The 18,567-nt window shown below is 58.8% G+C and carries 23 protein-coding genes; 1 reads left to right on the top strand and 22 read right to left on the bottom strand.

Features of this window, described 5'->3' with window-relative positions:
* Positions 1-112 precede the first annotated feature (112 nt).
* Positions 113-472, top strand: coding sequence for a helix-turn-helix transcriptional regulator (locus ACESY8_RS01230; protein WP_054338613.1), 360 nt, complete (start codon positions 113-115; stop codon positions 470-472).
* Positions 473-662: 190 nt separating this feature from the next.
* On the opposite strand, the gene ACESY8_RS01225 is transcribed toward ACESY8_RS01230, so the two are convergent.
* The 22 genes from ACESY8_RS01225 to ACESY8_RS01120 form a co-directional block, all read right to left on the bottom strand.
* Positions 663-2,009: a relaxase/mobilization nuclease domain-containing protein gene (locus tag ACESY8_RS01225; protein WP_054338612.1), complete on the bottom strand. Its 1,347-nt coding sequence runs from the start codon at positions 2,007-2,009 to the stop codon at positions 663-665.
* Between the two features lie 147 nt (positions 2,010-2,156).
* On the bottom strand, positions 2,157-2,447 hold the full coding sequence (locus ACESY8_RS01220; RefSeq protein ID WP_054338611.1) for a CD1845 family protein: 291 nt from the start codon (positions 2,445-2,447) through the stop codon (positions 2,157-2,159).
* Between the two features lie 158 nt (positions 2,448-2,605).
* Positions 2,606-2,953 (bottom strand): plasmid mobilization protein, encoded by a 348-nt coding sequence (locus ACESY8_RS01215; protein ID WP_054338610.1) that lies wholly within the window; start codon positions 2,951-2,953, stop codon positions 2,606-2,608.
* A complete protein-coding gene (locus ACESY8_RS01210) occupies positions 2,950-3,114 on the bottom strand; it encodes a hypothetical protein (protein WP_164468429.1) in 165 nt (54 codons plus the stop codon). Before ACESY8_RS01210 ends, ACESY8_RS01215 begins: the two co-directional genes overlap by 4 nt.
* 10 nt (positions 3,115-3,124) lie before the next feature.
* On the bottom strand, positions 3,125-3,751 hold the full coding sequence (locus ACESY8_RS01205; protein WP_498794471.1) for a defense against restriction DarA-related protein: 627 nt from the start codon (positions 3,749-3,751) through the stop codon (positions 3,125-3,127).
* A gap of 332 nt (positions 3,752-4,083) precedes the next feature.
* Positions 4,084-4,437, bottom strand: a complete 354-nt coding sequence (locus tag ACESY8_RS01200) for a cysteine-rich VLP protein (RefSeq protein ID WP_257361544.1) — start codon at positions 4,435-4,437, stop codon at positions 4,084-4,086.
* A gap of 4 nt (positions 4,438-4,441) precedes the next feature.
* A complete protein-coding gene (locus ACESY8_RS01195; protein ID WP_498794469.1) occupies positions 4,442-4,618 on the bottom strand; it encodes a hypothetical protein in 177 nt (58 codons plus the stop codon).
* Positions 4,615-5,394, bottom strand: coding sequence for a DUF4366 domain-containing protein (locus ACESY8_RS01190; RefSeq protein WP_054338608.1), 780 nt, complete (start codon positions 5,392-5,394; stop codon positions 4,615-4,617). Before ACESY8_RS01190 ends, ACESY8_RS01195 begins: the two co-directional genes overlap by 4 nt.
* On the bottom strand, positions 5,394-5,612 hold the full coding sequence (locus tag ACESY8_RS01185; RefSeq protein ID WP_054338607.1) for a DUF4315 family protein: 219 nt from the start codon (positions 5,610-5,612) through the stop codon (positions 5,394-5,396). Before ACESY8_RS01185 ends, ACESY8_RS01190 begins: the two co-directional genes overlap by 1 nt.
* A 13-nt stretch (positions 5,613-5,625) precedes the next feature.
* The gene (locus tag ACESY8_RS01180) at positions 5,626-7,377 is read right to left on the bottom strand and encodes a C40 family peptidase (protein WP_498794467.1); all 1,752 of its coding nucleotides are present in this window, start codon (positions 7,375-7,377) and stop codon (positions 5,626-5,628) included.
* Positions 7,358-9,643: a VirB4-like conjugal transfer ATPase, CD1110 family gene (locus ACESY8_RS01175; RefSeq protein ID WP_498794517.1), complete on the bottom strand. Its 2,286-nt coding sequence runs from the start codon at positions 9,641-9,643 to the stop codon at positions 7,358-7,360. Before ACESY8_RS01175 ends, ACESY8_RS01180 begins: the two co-directional genes overlap by 20 nt.
* Before the next feature lie 31 nt (positions 9,644-9,674).
* Positions 9,675-10,070: a PrgI family protein gene (locus ACESY8_RS01170; RefSeq protein WP_054338606.1), complete on the bottom strand. Its 396-nt coding sequence runs from the start codon at positions 10,068-10,070 to the stop codon at positions 9,675-9,677.
* Between the two features lie 2 nt (positions 10,071-10,072).
* Complete coding sequence (locus ACESY8_RS01165; RefSeq protein WP_498794465.1) at positions 10,073-10,636, bottom strand: MT-A70 family methyltransferase; 564 nt, start codon at positions 10,634-10,636, stop codon at positions 10,073-10,075.
* A gap of 17 nt (positions 10,637-10,653) precedes the next feature.
* The gene (locus ACESY8_RS01160; protein ID WP_054338604.1) at positions 10,654-11,448 is read right to left on the bottom strand and encodes a DNA methyltransferase; all 795 of its coding nucleotides are present in this window, start codon (positions 11,446-11,448) and stop codon (positions 10,654-10,656) included.
* Positions 11,438-12,004, bottom strand: a complete 567-nt coding sequence (locus ACESY8_RS01155; RefSeq protein WP_082382850.1) for a septation protein SpoVG family protein — start codon at positions 12,002-12,004, stop codon at positions 11,438-11,440. The genes ACESY8_RS01160 and ACESY8_RS01155 overlap by 11 nt, the downstream gene beginning before the upstream one ends.
* 14 nt (positions 12,005-12,018) lie before the next feature.
* The gene (locus ACESY8_RS01150; protein WP_054338603.1) at positions 12,019-12,885 is read right to left on the bottom strand and encodes a VirB6/TrbL-like conjugal transfer protein, CD1112 family; all 867 of its coding nucleotides are present in this window, start codon (positions 12,883-12,885) and stop codon (positions 12,019-12,021) included.
* An 11-nt stretch (positions 12,886-12,896) separates the two neighbouring features.
* Positions 12,897-13,109: a Maff2 family protein gene (locus tag ACESY8_RS01145; protein ID WP_002578752.1), complete on the bottom strand. Its 213-nt coding sequence runs from the start codon at positions 13,107-13,109 to the stop codon at positions 12,897-12,899.
* A gap of 95 nt (positions 13,110-13,204) precedes the next feature.
* Positions 13,205-15,040, bottom strand: coding sequence for a VirD4-like conjugal transfer protein, CD1115 family (locus ACESY8_RS01140; protein WP_257361539.1), 1,836 nt, complete (start codon positions 15,038-15,040; stop codon positions 13,205-13,207).
* Positions 15,027-15,533 (bottom strand): PcfB family protein, encoded by a 507-nt coding sequence (locus ACESY8_RS01135; protein WP_054338602.1) that lies wholly within the window; start codon positions 15,531-15,533, stop codon positions 15,027-15,029. Before ACESY8_RS01135 ends, ACESY8_RS01140 begins: the two co-directional genes overlap by 14 nt.
* A gap of 27 nt (positions 15,534-15,560) precedes the next feature.
* Positions 15,561-16,265, bottom strand: coding sequence for an antirestriction protein ArdA (locus ACESY8_RS01130; protein WP_054338601.1), 705 nt, complete (start codon positions 16,263-16,265; stop codon positions 15,561-15,563).
* 1 nt (position 16,266) lies between these two features.
* Entirely contained in the window at positions 16,267-16,608 is a 342-nt protein-coding gene (locus ACESY8_RS01125) for a DUF7768 domain-containing protein (RefSeq protein ID WP_054338600.1), read from the bottom strand.
* A gap of 298 nt (positions 16,609-16,906) precedes the next feature.
* Complete coding sequence (locus ACESY8_RS01120; protein WP_054338599.1) at positions 16,907-18,421, bottom strand: ParB/RepB/Spo0J family partition protein; 1,515 nt, start codon at positions 18,419-18,421, stop codon at positions 16,907-16,909.
* Positions 18,422-18,567: the final 146 nt, after the last annotated feature.

Here is an 18,567-nt window from a genome sequence, read left to right as displayed (position 1 = left end):
TGTCTGAACAATCCTCTTCTTCACTCTTCGTGAAATTAAACAGTCAGTAGAATGAAATATACAATCGTTCAAATAATAATACCTGAAATGTAAAATTACATTAGGTGATATTATGAAGATTGAAAGAGATGAACGACGATTTGATTTTCACGATATAGGGCTCGCCATCAAGCGGGCAAGAGAAGCCAGCGGAATGACGCAGGAGCAACTGGCTTATATTGTTGACCGGGCTCCGCGCACTATCATGTATAATGAGAATGACGGCCAGCACCCCAGCCTTAATACCTTTTATCAGATGGTGACAATGTTCGATATATCGGTAGATCAATATTTCTATCCGTCCAAGAACAGAGGGAGCGAGTGCAGAAAGCGGATTGACGCCATGCTCAACGCCCTGGACGAAAAAGAACTGAAAATTGTAGAAGCCACGATCCAAGCGATGAAAGCGGCTAAGGAAACGGAGGATGCGTAAGAAAAGCGTATGCCTCCGTTTTTTCGCGCCACTTCGGGGGTTGCGCGTTTCGGCAAGCAATTCGGGTGTAGCCACACTCCGAAATTTTCACAGGCCGCAGGCCCGTGAAAATGCTTGTTGGGGAGCTCCCCAAACCCGCCGGACTTCTGGACACTTTGTCCAGAAGTCCCTGGTTGTCTGCGGCCCGGAGCTATCGCTCCTGGGCCTTATTTTCACGCCCATCCGTATGGCCGAGCAGATGGTCAATGTTCGCCTTGACCGCCACGGCCTGCCGCATTTCCGCCTGGGCCTTGCGGTATTCTGCATAAAGGGCCTTTCTCTTTTCGGAGAGCTCCCGGCGCTCCTTTTTCAGCGTGTCCATTTTCGGGAGCTTCGCCCCGCCCAAAAGATCGCTCATAGTAGCTTTGGCCGCCCGGTAGTCTGCCAGCTCCGCCTCGTGCTGGGCCAGATATTTTCTACTGTACCGGGCCGCCTTGTAACCATCGAACACAGGGCGCGTCTTTGCATACTGTACCACCGCGCCCATGAGCTCAGAAGTTTTAGAGAGGGCGGCCTCCGTGTCCCGCAGTTCCTCGGCCAGCTTGTGGGCGCGATCCACCGCCGCCTCGGTGCTGACGGCCAGCGCGTCATAATCCATCAGATCATGTTCCCGGAGGTACTGGAGCGCGGCGGCCATCTGTTTGAGGTTGTAAACTTTGGCCCACCGCTCATAGGCCGGGCCTTTGCCCTGGGCCAGCCGCTCCTGGATGTCGATAATCAGATCGACGCGCCGGGCCGAGGGCGGGCCCTCTTTCGGCAGCTCCGGGATCGGGCGCTCCCCGGCAATCACCGCCCGAATGTCCTCCGGGTCAAAGCCGGGGCCCAGGGTGGACGAGCGCAGGCGGGTGGGCTTATCCTGCCCAGGAGCCAGGAACGAGATCACACCGCCCCGCCCATGCTTCACCGCAAAGCCGGACTCCTCCATGAGCCGCAAGAACGCCGGGAAGTCGGCAGGCTTTTTCTCCAGGGCCTCCACGATGGCCAGCCGCACCCGCTGTTGTGCGGTGGGCGGCTTTTCTCCAATCCACTGGCCATAATGGAGAAAGCGGCCTTTGCTGTGCTGTTTCGGATTTTGGATAACAGACAGCTCATGCTCAATGCACACCCGGTCAGAGAGCCGCCGCACCGCAAAGCTGGAGCCGATGAAGTTATGAAACTTCCGGGAACAGTCCTGGGCGGTGGAGTTGTAATAAATGTGATTATGAATGTGGCCCTTGTCAATGTGGGTACATACAAAAAACTGATACTTTCCCTTTGTCCAGCGCATGGCCGTTTCATAGCCGATTTTGTTGGCCTCCTCCGGCGTGACCTCACCGGGCGGGAACGCCTGCCGGATCTGAAAGAACAGGGCTCCGCGCTCCACGGCCCGGCCCGTTTCCGCCTGGTACTGGCTTTTCGTCAGAAGAAACTCAGCCGGGGCCAACGCCGGATCGCAGAGGTAGGCAGACACGGCCCCCAGCTTTTTCGGATTGAGCCCGTAGGCAAACCGATCCTCCATCGTCTGGACAGCCGTTTTTCCCGCCGCCACCTTGTAGGGCCGGATGTAAGTTGTAGCGATAGCCGCACCTCCTTTCCCAGCAGAAAAAGCGGGCGGCGGTCTGTTTCACCCGCCCCCCGGCACCTCTGGACACTCTGTCCATAAGTATCAGCTTGCCATAAAGTCCATCGCCGCATACTTTATCCCATGCAGACGCTCCACCAGCCAGCCGCCCAGGGCTGGGAGCCCAAATGGGGAAACGAGGAACGCCAGCACAAACATGGCGATGCAGCCTACTGTCTGCCCGGCCAGCAGGCAGAGGATCGCCAGCAGGGACAGGCCCACACAAGCCACAATGCACACCGCCCCTGCCACGCAGGACAGGAACGTAAGCACCGCCACAATGAGGATCAGGGCCAGGACAAAGGGAGCCGCGATGATTTTCAAGATTGTCCGCATCGTTCATACCTCCTACAAAATGTTCGTTGTTTGCCTCTATATGTATATTATAACTCCGCAGGAGGGGGCCAACAAGGATGCCTCGGCTATCCCCACCTCTGGACAAAATGTCCAGAAGTCGAGATAGCCGGGGAACGGCAAAGCCGCTCCCCGGCAGGTCAGAGCCGCACGATGGCGGAGAGCTTTTCCAGCAGATCGGAAAGGGGCCGCCGCAGCTTTTCATAGTCCCGTTGCAGAGCCGTAATCTCCTCCGGGTAAATACCGCCGTAGGTATTCGCCTGGATCGCCACCTGGTTTAGATTGTTGGAGCACCGCCGCTGGAGCGACACCAGCTCCTGGACAGGCGACAGGTCAACATGGAGCACATGCCCATTGAGGGCCATTTTCCGCATATAGGCCCCCATATTGCGGATGCCCGCCTCGGCCATGCGCTCCCGGATCAGCGCCAGCTCCTCCTCGGACACCATCACATGGAGATGGATGGGGCGGCGGCGTTTCTTTGTCACCGCTCCTCCCGTTCCAGACTCCGGCTGGTACGGGGCGGCTCCTTTACCTTGTCCAGCGCCTTTTCCCGTTCCGGGGGCTGGGCGGGGATCGGCGTATTGAATACCCCGGAGAGCCGCAGGGCTTCCTGGTTGGCAAAATCCTGTTCACGCTTCTTGTCCATAATCTTCCTCCTATCTGTCGCCCCGGTCAGGGGCTTTCTTTTTGTGGCCATCCGGGGCCCGGTGCTCCTGGACCTCCCGCTGGGCCGCTTTCAGTTGCTCCGCAATCGGGGGCTGGCGTTTGGCCTCCTTGTGGGCCCGCGCCGCCTCCTGGCGTTCCACGCCACGGGCAAAGTCTGCCAGTTGCTCCGGGGTGATGTATTCTTTCACCACATAACTGCCGAAGTCCGGGTAAAACCACGTCAGCCGCTTTTGATCCGGGACGCGGTGAGCATCCTCCCATTTCCCCACCACCTGGGCCTGGGCGTCCATCTGCCGCCGAATATCCAGGTTATTGCGGGAGGGCCGGAGCTCATAGTCCTGCATTTCCCGTTCCGTCAGGGGATGGGCATAGGTGATGGCTCCCCACGCCTGGAACGCCTCACCCGTCACTTGCTGGCGGGTAAAGTATAAATCCATGTGGACAGGGCGGTTAAAATAGCTGTTCGGGTATGTGCCGATGTCGATAGGCCGCTGGGTAGAGTAATACAGATAGGTTTCCTTGTCCGGGGCCTGTTCCACTTCCTGCACATGGTAGCGCCGCTGGTAGTCCCCGGCCCGATTGAGTAAGTCCCGTTCCGCCATATCCGGCTCATTCATATAGTGGCCCCAAAAGTAATCCCGGTGGCCGTCCTGCTCGTTAAACTGCCATGTCACAAAGGGATTAGGGGCCCTGCTGTTTTCCCCCAGGGCAAAGCCGCATTGATTGTCAAACAGGATTGTGCGCCGGATTACATAGCCTTGATTTTCCTCCAGAATAACACCTCCTTAAATGCCCCGCACCTCTGGACAAAGTGTCCAGAAGCGGCGAGGATAGATGTGGAAAGCATTTGAGCAAACCAGGGAAGCCATAGAAAGATACGGCCTACCCCAAAAGCGGCCCCGGAAAGCCTTGATACAAGCGGATTTTCCGGGGTCTAATTTTCCACACATCACCTCCGTTTTTTCCGCATATAATCCCGCTTTTGCCGCCGCAGGGCGATCCGGGCACAGGACTCGGAGCAGTAGGCCATGCGCCCATCGGCGGGGACGGCCCCGCCGCAGATGGGACAGGGCTTAAACTCCGGCCTGGGCCCCTCGGTCAAGAGGGCGGCTTCCAGCGCCGGATCAAGGGGCAGAACGGCCTCCCGGAAGTAGCGGCAGTAGGCACCCGTCCAGCATTTCCCGAACATATAGCACTCGCACTCCAGGGGCAGGCACCCGTATTCCTTGTCATAGTTGGCGCACCACTTTGTTACCAGGGCGCGGATTTTCTTTTTTTCCTCGCGTGTCAGTTCACGGGCCAAGCCGTCACCTCCCGCCAGCCGGGGCTTTCAAAAGCTCCCGGTAGCAGGACACACAGCCGATGCCCCGCCAGTAGGGGCACCCGGAGCACCGGGAGCCCCTGGGCGCTTTGGGGACAGACGGGGCCTGGGGACGGGGCTTCTGCTTCATCATTTTTTCAAAGGGGCTGTCGGTAAACTTCATTTGTCCGCCTCCTCTCCGTTATCGTCCTCCTCGTCCCAGGGCGGGCCGTCATCGTCCTCGTCCCCGTAGCCGTCCGGCCCGTCATAGTCCGGGAGTTCGTCGCCATAGTCCTCCTGGGGCTCGGCGGCTTTCTGCTGTTTGGGGCGCAGTACCTTGAAATAGAACGCCGCGCCGCCGCCCACTAAGGCCACGGCCAGCACCGCCAGGAGCATCCCCGTATTGCCGCCCGTTTCCGGCTCGGCCTCCTCCTGGGCGGGTTCCTCGGTTTCCACGGGTTCCGGCTCCACGCCCACGCATTTTTCCATATTGACCGAGCAGACCGCGCACTCCGTATTCACGGCACCCGCCGCGCATTTTTCAGAGCAGGAGCAGACCGCCTGCTCCACCCCGGCGGCCTCGGCTGCGGCCAGCAGATCGGCCTCGTCTACCACGCTGAAGAAGTAGGTTTCATACTGCTCGCCCTCCTCGTCCACGGGCTTGTCATAGTCAATGACAATGTAAAAGGTGTTCCCGCCCGCCGTCTGCACCGTGATAAACTGCTTGTTGGTGTGCTCGTCATAGAGCAGATCACGGGTCACAAGGTTGCCCTCCTCCGAAAAGCCCTTGCCCGGTTCAATGGTGGGCTCCGGCTCCGGGGCCGGGGGTTCCTCGGTCATGGTGGGATCGCCATAGTCCGCGCCCTCGCCGCCGTCCGCATAGGCATAGGCCGGGACGCTAAATCCGCATAAAAGAACGGCGACACACAGCGCCGCCGCCATCACCCGAAAGCGTTTCATTATTCGTTTTCCTCCTTTCCGCCGTCACGGAGCCGCTGGAGCACCAGGGGGAGCTCCTCCAGGGAAATGCTCATGCCCCGCACGATGTCCACGATCTCGCTGTTTTCGGCCTCCTGCTTGTTCTTTTCCAGCTCCTTGAGCCGGGCCTGCTGTTCGCTGATTTTGGCCTTGACCTTATCAATCTCGGCCTGGATTTTCTGGCTTTTGCTTACCGCCATAGATACCTCCTTGTCAGGGTAAACGCCCGTAGGCGTAGAAATGAGATTGCCAGTAGCTTGTATTCAAATTTGCGTATTGGATGGGATCTCCACAGTGGATCATCATCCCGTCCCCCACATAGATGCCACAGTGGGACACGCCCGCCGTGTCATAGGTGCCGACAAAGAACACCAGATCGCCGGGCTTTGGACTGCTGGTAGGGGTGCAGATGTTATAGAGCCCCTGGGCCCCCAGGCGGCCCACATTCCAGCCGGAGTGATTGATGACCCAGGACACAAAGCCGGAGCAGTCAAAGGATGTGGCCGGACTGGAGCCTCCCCACACATAGGGATAGCCCAGGTATTTCTCCGCCTCAGTGAGCATGGCCGCAAAGGTTTCATCGTCCAGATATTCCCCCGGCACGTCATATCCGGCGGGCGGGTTGGTAACGTATTTTCCCACATAGGCCGACTCAGGGAACAGGTCAGGCCGGTTCCCCAGGGTGGACATATAGAGGGAGTACCGGGACATCTGTTCCTCGTCCATCATTTCCAGGGGCAGGTGGGACAGGTTTTTGTTTTCCAGCGTCACATAACAGATGTAGTAATTATAGGGGACTTCCACATCGTAGGAGTTGCCCTCGCTGTCCGTCCGGCTTTCCGTCCGGTAGCGCACCTCCACCACCACATCCTCGGTGAGAATGTACTGGCGGTCAAAGAGGGTTTCCAGCGTCCCCTGCACCTGATCCAGCGTCCATGCCCCCTCATGGAGCACCGACAGAATGGAGATCAGCACATAGGGATCGTGCTCAATGCTGTCCAAGTCGAAGTGGTACTCGTCATAGTCGTGGGTGCTTTCGTAGCTGTCCAGGTAATCCTGGAGCTCCGCCTCCATTCCCACATAAGCCGCCTCCGCCGCCAGCATTTCCTCGTCCTGGGATGGGTAGGTAGTCGCGCCCACCGCGCCCGCCCCGGCGTTGCCAAGCGTCACCAGGGAGGACGAGCAGGACTGCATCAGAAAGAGCAGGAGCACACAGGCCAGGGCCAGCACCACCCCCACGGGATGCCGCTTCACAAAGCCCACCGCCTTTGCCCCGGCCTTTTCCGTGGCGGCGACGGTCTTTTTCGCCGCGCCTGCCGCCCCGGTCTTGACCGCCTGCCGCGCCCGCTTCTGATACTGCTTTTTCAAGCGGTGCTTGCGCCACATCCGGGAAACCGGGTTGCCGGACATTTCCGGGTGCTCCTGGGCGGCCATGCGGAAGTGATAGTCCGCCGTGGCCTTGACATATTTGGACTCGGCCCGCTGGACGGCCTTTGCCGGGTGTTCCCGGACTTTCCGCTTCACAAACCGGGAGCCATGCCGCAGGGCGGCCTCGCCCACCAGCTCGGAGCGGTGGGCCCCCTCGATGCCCACGTTTTCCTGCTCGTTTTCGTAAATCTTCCCATGCACAAAGCCGTGAACGGCCCCGCCAGCGGCGCGGCCCACCCGCCGGACGGGGCCGGGCTTTTTCGGGGGCTTCTGTTTTGCCAGCTTGCCCCTGGCCGCCTCCAGCTTTTCCCCGCGCTTTTCCATGCGGAGCTTAGATGCGGCGGCCTGTTCCTGCTTGCTTTTCTGCCTAAACTTAGACTTGTGGACACTTTGTCCAGAAGTGCCCTCCGTCCCGGCACCGCCTGGGGAGCCGCCCCCAGCGTCCCCGGAAGAAGCGCCGCCGGGATCGGCGGGCTCCTCCCAGGAGCCGGGGCGCTCCCTGGGCTCCTGTTGGGGTTTATTCGGTTTTCGCTTCATTCTTCAAATCCTCCGGGCGGGTGGTGAGCAGGTTATAGATCTCCCCTTTGGGGAACCGATCCACAAAGGGGATGGTCACATTGCCATAGAACAGCAGGCCCTCGCCGGAATTGGAGTGGGTGATATAGGAGAGCTGATGCTCGGAAATGCCGAGCTGTTTCGCCAAAATCGCCCGGTCACTTTGGGCCTGGGACAACAGGATCATAAAGTCGGTGTTGTCCAGAATGGCCTCGATCTCCCGGCTGGCCAAAAGGTCTTTGACGTTCTGCGTTAAAGCCGAGGGCACGCAACCCTTTTTGCGGAGCATCTTCCACACGGCTACAAAGTAGCTGGCGGTGAGCGCGTCCCGGAGCAGGATGTGGAACTCGTCAAAGTAGCACCAGGTAGAAACGCCGTTGTGGAAATTCACATTGACCGCCGACGTTACAAAGTCGTTGGTAACGTGCATGGCGATCTTGCGGAGGTTTTCTCCCAGTCCTTTGAGAACGATGCAGACAATATGCGCCGTCAGTTTTACGTTGGTTTGATGGTTGAACAGGTTAAGGGAGCCCGTACAGTAGAGTTCCAGGGCGGTTGCCACCCGACGGGCCTCCGGCTCCGGCTGTTTGAGAAGCTCCTCGTATAAGTCCTGGAGCAAAGGCGGCTTGCCGTCCCCCAGGCCCAGGGCCATGTCCCGGTAAATGAGCCGCACACAGCGGTCAATCACGGTTTTCTCGATGGGTTGCAGGCCGTCCTTGCCGCCCACCACCAGCTCGCACAGGGACAACAAAAAATCCGCTTTCATGGAAAGCGGGCTTTCGTCATCGTCCATATCAAGCTGGATGTCCATCGGGTTGATATGGCTGGGGGAGCCGGGCGCGATTTCCACCACCTGGCCGCCCAGCCTACGCACCAGCGGGGCATATTCCCCCATCGGATCGACAATGATAATGCGGTCTTTTGGGATAGCGAGAAACACGTTGATGATCTCACGCTTTGCGGCGAAGCTCTTGCCGGAGCCCGTGGAGCCGAGATACAGTCCGTTGGCCGATTTCAGCTTTTTGCGGTCAGCCATGATGACGTTGTGGGAAAGGGCGTTCATGCCGTAGTAGAGGGACGGCCCGGCCATCCGCAGCTCCCTGGTCATAAAGGGGATAAAGATCGCCGTGGAGCTGGTTGTCATGCCCCGCTGGATTTCCACCTCGTTATATCCCAGGGCCAGAGAGGACACAAAGCCCTGTTCCTGTTGCCAGTCCAGCCGCTTCAAAGCGCAGTTGTATTTCTGTGCGATACCGCCCACCGTGAACACATCGTTTTCCAGCCGCTGGCGGGTGGGCGCGATATTGATCACCGTAAACGTCAAGAGGAACATCCGCTCGTTGCGGGACTGCAGATCGGCCAGGAGCTCCGCCGCGTCCTTGCTGAATGTAATCAGGTCAGGGGGCAGGATGTCGGGATCGTACCCGGCCCGCACCGCCTTGCGCTGTTCCTCCACCTTCATTTTGCCGATGTCGGAGAGCTTGCCCTTGATGGTCTTAATGGCCTTGAGCTGATCCACCGTCTGAATATGGAGCGTAACCGTCATTTCCGCATCCAGCTCCAGGATCTCCGCCAGGAGCTTGTCAGAGAGCTCGGACGCCAAAATCTGCAAGTAGGACGCCGCGCCCCAGTATTGGCCGATGCGGAACGTCCGGGACTGCCGGAAGTCGAAGCTGTCCGGCGCGATATAGTCCTTTGTGCCAAGCCCGGTTTTGGGGATGTCCTGCCAGGAGAAGCGGAACGGCTCCCGGTTGCCGGGGTGCATCTGGCCGTGGAGCAGGGCCAGCCGCGCCTGCCCGTCCATCGGGACAGAGGGAACGCCCAGCCGTTTGAGGTTGCCTGTCACGTCGGCCTCCACCCGTTCCAAGCGGGGGCGGGCCTCCGCGATCCCCTCGGCGGGCAGGCCGAACGTGATGTATTTTGACCGCTCGATGCCGTTGTTGCTTTTGGCAATCTGGCTTTTTAACATTCCCGTGAACTCCGCCCGGATGCTGTCATAGTCATCCTGGGCCGGGGGAATGTTCACCTTGTACTTGCTCCGGGAACGGGAGCGGCGGTTGATAAAAGAGAGCTGGAACGGCAGGGAGCTGTCGAAGTAATTGAGGAACGAGCTCCACCCGCCAAAAATCGCCGTCTGATCCTCGGTGCTTGCCACGGAATAGTTGATGTCCTCATATTCCACCGTCTTTGTGTAGAGCCCTCCGGGGAGCTGGCACACCCCGTCCGGGTGCATCACCAGATAGGGGATCGTCTGCTGGGCGGAGAGAGCCGCTTTCCGTTTAGCGGCCTTTCCGGGGCCGCGCTTTGGGCTTTTTGCGTTCTGCAATCGCATCCTCCTTTCTCACAGCGCCCCGCTGGGTGAACGGGGCATAGATATTTTCCGTCTGGTAGGGCCTCACCCCAGGCCGCAGGAACTTTGCCCGCAGGACGTTCCGCACCACCTTTTCAAAGGGGAGCCCGTCTTTTTCGTACATCGCCAGCAGGAACGCCGGGAGCGCCACCCCCATCATCAGGAACATGGCTCCCGTGTTGCCGATAGTGCTCCGGGCCAGCAGGTAGGACGGGATGCCCACCGCCGCCGCAATCCCGAAGCACACAAGCTGGCGCTTTGTCAGGTTAAAGGCAAGTTTGGTCTTGATTTTGGATAAGTCGTTGGGGACATTTACATAGGGAATTTTTACTCACTCCTTTCCGGCCCGGCCACCTCTGGACACTTTGTCCAGAAGTCCGGGATGGTGCTTTCCACCTCGTTCCCCCACACGTCCCAGCCGGGCGGGGACTGCCGGGCGAACAGCTCCACCCTGGGCACGTCACCCATGAGGGCCACGATCTTTTCACGGGCCTCCTCCGGCTTGCGGCTGTGCTCCTGGATAGGGGAAATGATAAACTGGTGGACGTTTGCCGCCTGCCGCTTTGGGTGTCCCCGTGTTGCCAGCAGGCAGATCTCCGCGTTGCCCCGCGTCCAGAAGCCCAGGCCGTAGAACCAGCCCTCGGACTTGCGGTTTTTCTTCAGCCAGACGAAAGCAACGCTCTTGTAGGTGAAGCCCCACGCCTTGATCAGCCGCAGGGCCTCCGGGAGCTGCGGGAACGTAGCCCACAAAAAAAGCACGCTGTTCGGGGCCGCCAGATCCGCCACCGGGAGCGTGCATAACTCGTCAATCCCCATTGTGGGGTAATGCTTTTCCGCCGCCCCCTGCAAGCCCTTTTGAGCATACCGCCAGGGGGGATCGGCGTAGATCACAGAATATTTCCCGATAGTTACACTCCTTTCTCCCCGGCCTCCACCGCCGCGCCCGCCACGCGGATGCGCTCACTGGCGGCGGCATAGTAGGCCGGGACGGTTTCAAAACAGAGGAAGCGGCGGCCCGTGTTGAGGGCGGCCACCGCCGTTGTGCCGGAGCCAGCGCAGATGTCCGCCACCAGCTCGCCGGGCCGGGTATAGGTCTTGATGAAATACTCGCACAGGGCCACCGGCTTCTGCGTTGGGTGGACGGTGCGCTGGACAGCGGGGAACGTGAGCACATTCCCTGGAAAGCGCAGGCCGTCCTCCGAGCCGCCCGTGGTGCGGACGAATTTTCCATAGTTCGGGCTGTCCCCGTTGTTTGTCAAGCTCCGCTTATAGGGCTTGCCCTGTTCAAACTGCGGATTGTAAAGGGGGAGCTTCTGATAGAATACAAGGATGTTCTCCGTCTTTTTCAGCGGAGCGCGGCGGGCATTGAGAAAGCCAGTGGAGCGGCTTTTGTACCATACCCACTCATAGCGGAGCATGGACAGGTTGGATGCCCCCAGCACCTTGTCATAGGGGCACTGAGCAAAGAACAGGATCGCGCCGTCCGGTTTGACCGCCCATTTCACCGCCTCCCACAGCTCCGGGAGCGGCAGGGGCACATCCCAAAAGTTCCGGGTGGTGCCATAGGGCGGATCTGTTAAGAGCATATCCACGGAATGACGGGGCAGGGAGCGCAGGCCCTCGATGCCATCCATGAGGAACAGCCCCTCCGAGAGCTCCGGGGACTTCTGGACACTTTGTCCAGAGGTGCCCTTATCGGTCATCCCTGGCCTCCTTGCCCTTTGCCTGGGCGGGCCGGGTGGCGTTTTCCTTTGCGGCCTCCTTTGCCGCGTTTGCCATCTGCTCCCGGATCGGCTTTGGACGCAGGGCCTCGGCGCGGGCAATCAGCTTTTCCACGGCCATGTTGTAGCCGTCTGCCGCCGCCGCGCTCAACCGCTCCTGCAAGGCCCGGTTTGTCACCCGCGCTGTGGAGCGGTAGCCCGTCCGGGTTGTGGGATCGGGTTTGCTGGGCTCACCCAGGAAGATCCCGTTTTTCCCGTTGACTACCTTAAAATCGTCAATCACGATGCCGCCGATATTCACACTGGCAAAGCCAATCAGCTTGCCCTGGGGCTCAATGGGCCGCACTGACACCTCGATGGGCACCTCGGCGGCCTCCAGGTTTTTCTCCACCCGGAGCTGTACGGCCTCATCAATGGAAATGCCCTGGGCGTCCGCCAGTTCCTGGATGGGCGCTTCAAAAATCAGGCGGCGCATTTCCGCCATCGCCGCCTCGTCCATAACGGGGGCCCCTTGTGCCGCCGTCTGCATATTCGCCATAAAATCAAACCTCCTTAGTGCGCGCTAAAGATGCTGCGCGCTATCGTCCCGGTTTTGAACAGCATGAAGCAGAGCAAAACCGTATAGCCCACGGTGCCCCAGATCGCCCCGATGGGATCTCCGCCCGTGGCAATCCCCTGGATCAGCACCGCATAGATTGCAACACACACCAGAATGAGCATCCCCTGGAAGCCCACGGCAAACAGGGAGCGCAGATAGTTCTGCCCGATCTGGCCCACCTCCCGGTGGGAGATTGTCGCCATAGGGATCGGGGCCAAACTGGTGAGCAAATATATTTCCAGCATCCTCCCGTAGACCAGGACAAAGATGACGATGCCCAGCGCCCACATGGTTACGCCGATAATCGAGGACTGGAGCCACAGGCCGAGAAGCGGCCCTAAGTCCATCCCCTCCAGGGTGGTTTCCAGCTCCGTGATCATATCCGGCGTGATGTCCGTGGAGCCCTGGATGAGCCCTCCGGCCTGGGCGATCACCGTCTGCGACACGTCAAAGACGGCCATCACAATATCAAAGGTATTCGAGAGAATGAAGATGGCACAAGCCGTTTTGAACATCCACTTGTAGATATTCGCCACGTCAAACTCGTGCATATTGTTTTTTTCCAAAAGCATCTGAATGAGCTCATAGGTGGCAACAAAGGTCAGTACCAGCCCGGCAATCGGTAAAATCACCGTTTCGGAAAGCTGGCGGATGAGGGAAAATACCCCGGCGTTCCACGCCGCCGGGGTAGTCCCCACCTGTACCGCGATCTCTCCGACTTGGGTATTGACGTAATCAAAGAGCCCCTCCAGGTTCCCCATGATCCCGCCAATCAACAGCTCTTTGAGCCAGTCCGTGAGCCAGTCGGTGAGAAAATCCATAGGCCCTTACCTTAGAACAAACCGCTCAGCAGAGGGATCAGGGTGGTGCCCAGCAGGATGATGCCGCCGCCCGCCATGAGCTGCTTCATGCCCTGGCTTTTGGAGCCAGGGTTGTCCGAGCCGTAGCCCTCCAGGAGATTGACAACGCCCCACACGCCCAGGCCAGCGCCGAGAGCCACAACAAGGGTCTGCAAAGTATCAATAGCGGAAGAAAAGAACTGCATATAGCCTCCATTTCTCCGGGTTTTCCCCGGCCATGAAAAAAGCCGCCATTTCTGGCGGCAGGTTGCGACCTCTGGACACTTTGTCCAGAAGTGATTTATACATAGGCATCCGGATCGTCCACGTCGTCGTAATTGAGGATGTCCTCGTCCTCGCTTACGGGCCCCGCCTCGGATACGTCTACCTCGTACACCTCACAAGCCTCGGAAAGCCCAGGCCGCCTGCGGCGGTTGATGAGCTTATCCAGGTCAAAGGCGTTTTTCTTTTTATCGGCCTCAGCCGTGTACTTGTAGTTCGGGTGCTGTTTCAAATCGTATTTGGACGAAAAGAACGGGGGCAGGCCCCGCAACTGCAAAATGCACTTATCGCCCGGCATGGTAGCCAGCTCGCTGGGTGTCATCAGCTCCCGGCCCAGCCGCTGGGTGTTCTGGTTGTAGCTTTCCGACTGGCCACGGGAACGGCCCTCGGTCTGCATGGAGATCGTGGCCTTTCCCAGCCAGTTTTCCGATATTTCCTTGATGGTGGAGCTTTCCCGCCCGCCCAGGAAGATCACGCTGTCCATGTTGCCTAAGATCGTTTCCGCGTTGTCTTTGTAAATGGCCTTGCACTGCGCGTACTGCTGATAGAACAGGCACAGGCTCACCTCGCGGGAACGAATAACGGCGACAAGTTTCTCCAGCGAGGGCACCTGCCCCGTGTTCGCCGCCTCGTCCCACAGCACCCGCACATGATGGGGCAGGCGGCCCCCGTGAACATTGTCCGCCCGTTCACACAGAAGATTGAACATCTGCGAAAAGGCCAGGGCCACAATGAAGTTATAAGTCGGGGTGGTGTCGGAAATGGTGAAGAAAACCGCCGTTTTCCGATCCCCGATGCGGTCAAGCTCCAGCTCGTCATAAGACATAATCTCCCGGAGCTGGGGGATGTCAAAGGGGGCCAGCCGGGAGCCGCAGGAAATTAAAATGCTTTTCGCGGTTTTGCCGCTGGCCAGCTTATATTTCTTGTACTGCTTTACGGCAAAGCAATCCGGCTTGCGCTTTTCCAGGCCCTTGAACATATAGTCCACCGCGTTCATATAGGACTCGTCATCCTCTTTCACGTCCATGCCGGAAATCATGTCCACCAGGGTATTGATATTCCGATCCTCGGCGGGCGCTTCAAAGATGATATAGGCAATCAACGCACAATAAAGGAGCGTTTCTGCCTTTGTCCAGAACGGATCGCCCTCCTTGCCCTCGCCTTTGGTGTTCGCTATGAGGGTGTCCACGAATTTTAGGATGTCCGCCTCATTGTGGATGTAGGACAGCGGATTGTAGTGCATGGATTTTGAAAAATCAATGCTGTTGAACACTTTGACTTTATAGCCCCGGCGTTGCAGGAAAGCACCCACCTGGGAGAGCACCCCGCCCTTTGGATCGACGCACACATAAGAGCTGTGCGCCTGGAGTAGCTGGGGCGTGAGCCAGAAGCGGGTTTTGCCCGACCCGGACGAGCCGATGATGCAGGCGTTGAGGTTGCGGGCGTTGGCCGGGTTTTTGGGCCGGGTGTTCATGGTGAGAAACTCCGTCTTTGTCAAAATGACGTTGTTCTCAAACTTCGGATCGACAAAGGGCTTGATGTCTTTTTCGGTGCCCCATCGTGCCGACCCGTACTCTTCATCCCGCCTAAATTTCTTTGCGTTCTTGCTTTTCATATAGATCAGAAGGCGGAAGCCCACCGCGCCCACAATGCCGATGAGCCAGTCAAGGGGATGGAGCCCCGGCGCAAAGTCGGCAAAGGCCGGGCCGATGCTCTGCCCCAGGCCCATGAGCTTGTGAGCAAAGTCCGCTCCGGGAGCCAGGCGGTAGGCCGTCCCCAGCTTTAGGCAGGCCCACAGAATAAACAGGTACGGGATGTTGGGTATCACATATTTCTTGACGCTATCTGTCCTCATGCACCGCCTCCCTTGCACGTTCTTTCTTGTGGGACGGCTGACGGGCCAGTTCAGCGGCGGCCCGTTTGAGCTGTTCCCGGATCGGGACGCGCCGGGACTTGGAACGCTTCATCACGCGCCGGGAATATTCCGAAAAACAAGCGGTGATGGCATCGGCCTGCCCACTTTTGAAAAACAGCAGGTACTTGTCCGGCCCGGCCTTATAAAAGGCATAGTCCACATTCCAGCGGCGGGCCACCCGGTCAAAGTCCTTTGGGGACTCCACCTCGATGCTGTTCGTGGCGGCCCCGTGGCCCATGAGCTGGCGCACCGTCTGTTTGCCGTGGGGTGTCTGGCGGGCCTGGTGCGCTTTCTTGATCTTCCGGCCCACCGCCAGACACGCCTGGGCCAGCACCCGGCCCGTGAGCTTTGTCGCCTTGATGGAAACTGCTATGGTACGTCTGGAAACGTCCTCATCAATCAGCCGTATCCCTCCTTTCCGTGAAAAAAGCACCTCTGGACAAAATGTCCAGAAGTGCCGCTATCGCTCCTCATGCTCCTTTTTGGCGATCTTCCGATAGCCCTCCAGGGAGGAGCCGTCAATAATTTCTTTGTAGGCCGCCATCTGCTCCCGCACTGAGAGCTGCGGGAACGCAAAAACCTTGTGCTCGGCGGGAATGTCCTCGATCCCGTGATAAAATTCCTTGAAGTCACCGCTGGTCTGGACGATATAGCCGCCGGGAGCCAAATGGCCGCCCTCATTGATTAGAAAATCCCGTCCGTAAGCCTCATAATCAAAGTAATCTTTGAGCTCCTCCGGGATCGGCAAGTCCTCCGTAAAATAGCGGCCTAAATCTTCTTCATTTTCAATATCAGGATAAAATTCAAAGCAATCCAGATTTTGTGTGAGGTTGATGAGATCGGCCACGCTGGAGGTATGTCCGCCGCTGTCAATGACCGCCTCAAACTTTTCCAAGTCGCCTTGATCCAGCTCGGAGAGCAGGCAGGCCAGATGGTTAAGCTCGTCCAGGTTTTCGTATTCCGTCAAATAGTCATAGAGCCCCAACACATCGCCGTCAAAGCTGGTGATGAAAAATTCCTCATACCGCACCCCGTTCACGCCGATGCGCTTTAGGAGTGCCTGCACCTCCTCCGTGGTAGTGGGGAATTTCAAGGTTTCACCGACCAGCTCGCCCTCGTTGTATTTTCCCAGGTTGGTGATGTAGGCTTCAAACAGGAACGCCATATCAGCGGCGGCCCTGGCCCTTGACGGTCAGGATGCCCTCAAGGGTGGTGGCGGTAATCCCCAGCCGCTGGGCCACGGCAATATCATTTTTCATAGACTCGGTGACGGTATGCCCGCACACCACCAGCACACGGGAGCGCCGGAGCAGATCACGGCCCATGTCGATGCCGTTTTTGTGCTCCTCCGGCACCGCATCATTGAGAAACAGCGGCAGATAGAGCATGGGGCAGATGGGGGAATAGCCCGCATCGTAGACCACGCGGCAGTAATGCGCCGCCTGCTCCATGTCCGCCGCAGGATCGCCGCGCCATGCGGCAGTAATATAAGCAAGGGATCGTTTCATCTTCAACACCTCCGATATTTATAATAGGTGGTAGTTCGACCCTATCCCCCCGCCCTTTCCCTATCCAGGGAAAGGGGGCGGCTCTGGAGGATATATGCCCCCGCCGCGCCGCTGGAAGTAGCACAGCCGGGGCAGACCGTCAAGGGCAGGCCGCCGCAAGCGGCGGTGCGTTGCACCCTTGACGGCCCACTCCCGGCTGTGCAGGAATATAGGCGGCGACGGGGGATATATCACCACAGAGCCCATCCCAAGCGCGGGGCGCTTACCTCTGGACAAAGTGTCCAGAAGCGGGGCCCGGTTACTTTTCCAAGTCCTTTTTCTTGTCCGGCTTTGCCAGTTCGGGCGGCTGTTTCTCTTTCCACTCGTCCAGCAGGGCCATGATCTGCTCCTTCATTTTGGCAGGAGTGACCTCCTTGCCGAAATACTTAGACAGTTCAGCAGTCGAAATAATCACACCGCGATCCTCCTTTTTCTCTTCACTCAAAATACCGTCAATCACATCGCCGTTGAGCTTGCCCTCCTTGTCCAGCTCGTGGAGCCGCTTTGCCTGGGCCACTGAGGGGGAGGACTGCTCCCCGTCAATGGAAACGGCAATCAGCCGCTGGTTTTCCGGCCTGATATACGAGATCTCCACCGCAGGCATAAAGCCCATCTGCTTTGCGTCCACCTTGTCCAGAAGCTCCGGCACCAGGGAGTTGAGCCGGATATACCGCATGACCTTTTTATAGTTCATGTCGTGTTCCTTACCCACGATCTCCACCGAGAGCTTACCCAGGGCCTCGGCCTCTTTCTCATTTTTCGGGCGGGCCCCCTGGCGCTTGATGGCCTCCACCTCCAAATCCAGGAGCTTTGCCAGCTCGCTGGGGAGGGGATCACCGCGCTGTTTGTTGCTGTTCCGCATTTCCCGGACAGCTTCAAGGTCAGTCATCTCGCGGACAATACAGGGCATTTCCTCCAGCCCGGCCCGCGCACCACCATGATGGCGGCGGTGGCCCGCGATGATCTCATAGCCCTTGCCGTCCTTTTCCGGGCGGACGGTAGCGGGGGTCATAATGCCGTGTTCCTTGATCGTCCCCACCAGATCGTCCATCGCCTTATCGTCCTGCACCTTGTAGGGATGCTCCCGGAACGTATGGAACGGGTGGAGCTCCGACATCTTCAGATAGACGATTTTTCCCTCTTCCACCGGGCGGGGCGGCACCTCCGGCGTGGGCGGCAGCTTGATCTCCGGCGGCGGGACTGCCGCCTCCTTGACGGGAGCGGCCTTGCCCGGCTTTACCGTCTTAGCGGATTTAGACGCAGGCGCACCGCCGGAGCCCGTTTCCTTGCCCTTGTCGGCTTTCTTACCTCTGGACACTTTGTCCAGAACAGAGGGCGGAGCCTCCTCACGGGCCGCCTTGTCAACCTTAGACGGGCGGCCTGTGCGGGGCTCCGCCGCTTTCGCCTTTTTCTCCGCAGTCGGCCCGGCCTGCTCTTTCGGCGGGCGGCCCCGGCGCTTCGGCGGCTTATCTGCCTCCGGCGCTTTCTTGTCCTGGGCAGGAGCAGAAGCCTCCTTGCCGCCCTTATCAGCGGCCTGGATGTCCGAAAGGTTGATTACCTTGCCGGACGGCGCGGGAGCGTCCTCACCCATACCAGGGATAACAGACTGCTCTGGCGTGGCGGGCTCCACATGAGCGGGGGCCGCTTGATCCCCACCAGGGACAGCGGGCCCCTCGGTGTGTTCCGGCGCGGGCGGATCGCCCGGCCCGGACGGGGCTGGAGCTTCCGGGGTTTTTCTTTCCTCCGGGCTCACGTTTACTTTTTCATCTGCCATTGGCTAACCTCCTTTTTCGTGAGATGAAAAAAGGCCAGACCTCCCGGCCTGGCCAGCTAAAAAATTCCCCCTTTCGTTTTAGTATTAAGTCAGCACCACTCCTTTCCCAAACCGGGCCATGAAAAAAACGCCGCCTTTTTCTTGAA

Source organism: Clostridium sp. ATCC BAA-442, from assembly GCF_964239415.1.
In the GTDB taxonomy this organism is placed as follows: Bacteria; Bacillota; Clostridia; order Oscillospirales; family Oscillospiraceae; genus Flavonifractor; species Flavonifractor plautii.
Note: the sequence above shows the minus strand (reverse complement) of the source record. Positions and strands in the feature narration are given on the sequence as shown.

Excerpts from the sequence above, each read along its gene's own strand:
- ACESY8_RS01160 (WP_054338604.1), bottom strand. The coding sequence starts at position 11,448 with ATGACCGATAAGGGCACCTCTGGACAAAGTGTCCAGAAGTCCCCGGAG.
- ACESY8_RS01125 (WP_054338600.1), bottom strand. The coding sequence starts at position 16,608 with ATGAAACGATCCCTTGCTTATATTACTGCCGCATGGCGCGGCGATCCT.
- ACESY8_RS01150 (WP_054338603.1), bottom strand. The coding sequence starts at position 12,885 with ATGGATTTTCTCACCGACTGGCTCACGGACTGGCTCAAAGAGCTGTTG.
- ACESY8_RS01155 (WP_082382850.1), bottom strand. The coding sequence starts at position 12,004 with ATGGCGAATATGCAGACGGCGGCACAAGGGGCCCCCGTTATGGACGAG.
- ACESY8_RS01145 (WP_002578752.1), bottom strand. The coding sequence starts at position 13,109 with ATGCAGTTCTTTTCTTCCGCTATTGATACTTTGCAGACCCTTGTTGTG.
- ACESY8_RS01205 (WP_498794471.1), bottom strand. The coding sequence starts at position 3,751 with ATGAATGAGCCGGATATGGCGGAACGGGACTTACTCAATCGGGCCGGG.
- ACESY8_RS01130 (WP_054338601.1), bottom strand. The coding sequence starts at position 16,265 with ATGGCGTTCCTGTTTGAAGCCTACATCACCAACCTGGGAAAATACAAC.
- ACESY8_RS01120 (WP_054338599.1), bottom strand. The coding sequence starts at position 18,421 with ATGGCAGATGAAAAAGTAAACGTGAGCCCGGAGGAAAGAAAAACCCCG.
- ACESY8_RS01225 (WP_054338612.1), bottom strand. The coding sequence starts at position 2,009 with ATGGAGGATCGGTTTGCCTACGGGCTCAATCCGAAAAAGCTGGGGGCC.
- ACESY8_RS01210 (WP_164468429.1), bottom strand. The coding sequence starts at position 3,114 with ATGGACAAGAAGCGTGAACAGGATTTTGCCAACCAGGAAGCCCTGCGG.
- ACESY8_RS01185 (WP_054338607.1), bottom strand. The coding sequence starts at position 5,612 with ATGGCGGTAAGCAAAAGCCAGAAAATCCAGGCCGAGATTGATAAGGTC.
- ACESY8_RS01180 (WP_498794467.1), bottom strand. The coding sequence starts at position 7,377 with ATGAAGCGAAAACCGAATAAACCCCAACAGGAGCCCAGGGAGCGCCCC.
- ACESY8_RS01190 (WP_054338608.1), bottom strand. The coding sequence starts at position 5,394 with ATGAAACGCTTTCGGGTGATGGCGGCGGCGCTGTGTGTCGCCGTTCTT.
- ACESY8_RS01140 (WP_257361539.1), bottom strand. The coding sequence starts at position 15,040 with ATGAGGACAGATAGCGTCAAGAAATATGTGATACCCAACATCCCGTAC.
- ACESY8_RS01220 (WP_054338611.1), bottom strand. The coding sequence starts at position 2,447 with ATGCGGACAATCTTGAAAATCATCGCGGCTCCCTTTGTCCTGGCCCTG.
- ACESY8_RS01195 (WP_498794469.1), bottom strand. The coding sequence starts at position 4,618 with ATGAAGTTTACCGACAGCCCCTTTGAAAAAATGATGAAGCAGAAGCCC.
- ACESY8_RS01230 (WP_054338613.1), top strand. The coding sequence starts at position 113 with ATGAAGATTGAAAGAGATGAACGACGATTTGATTTTCACGATATAGGG.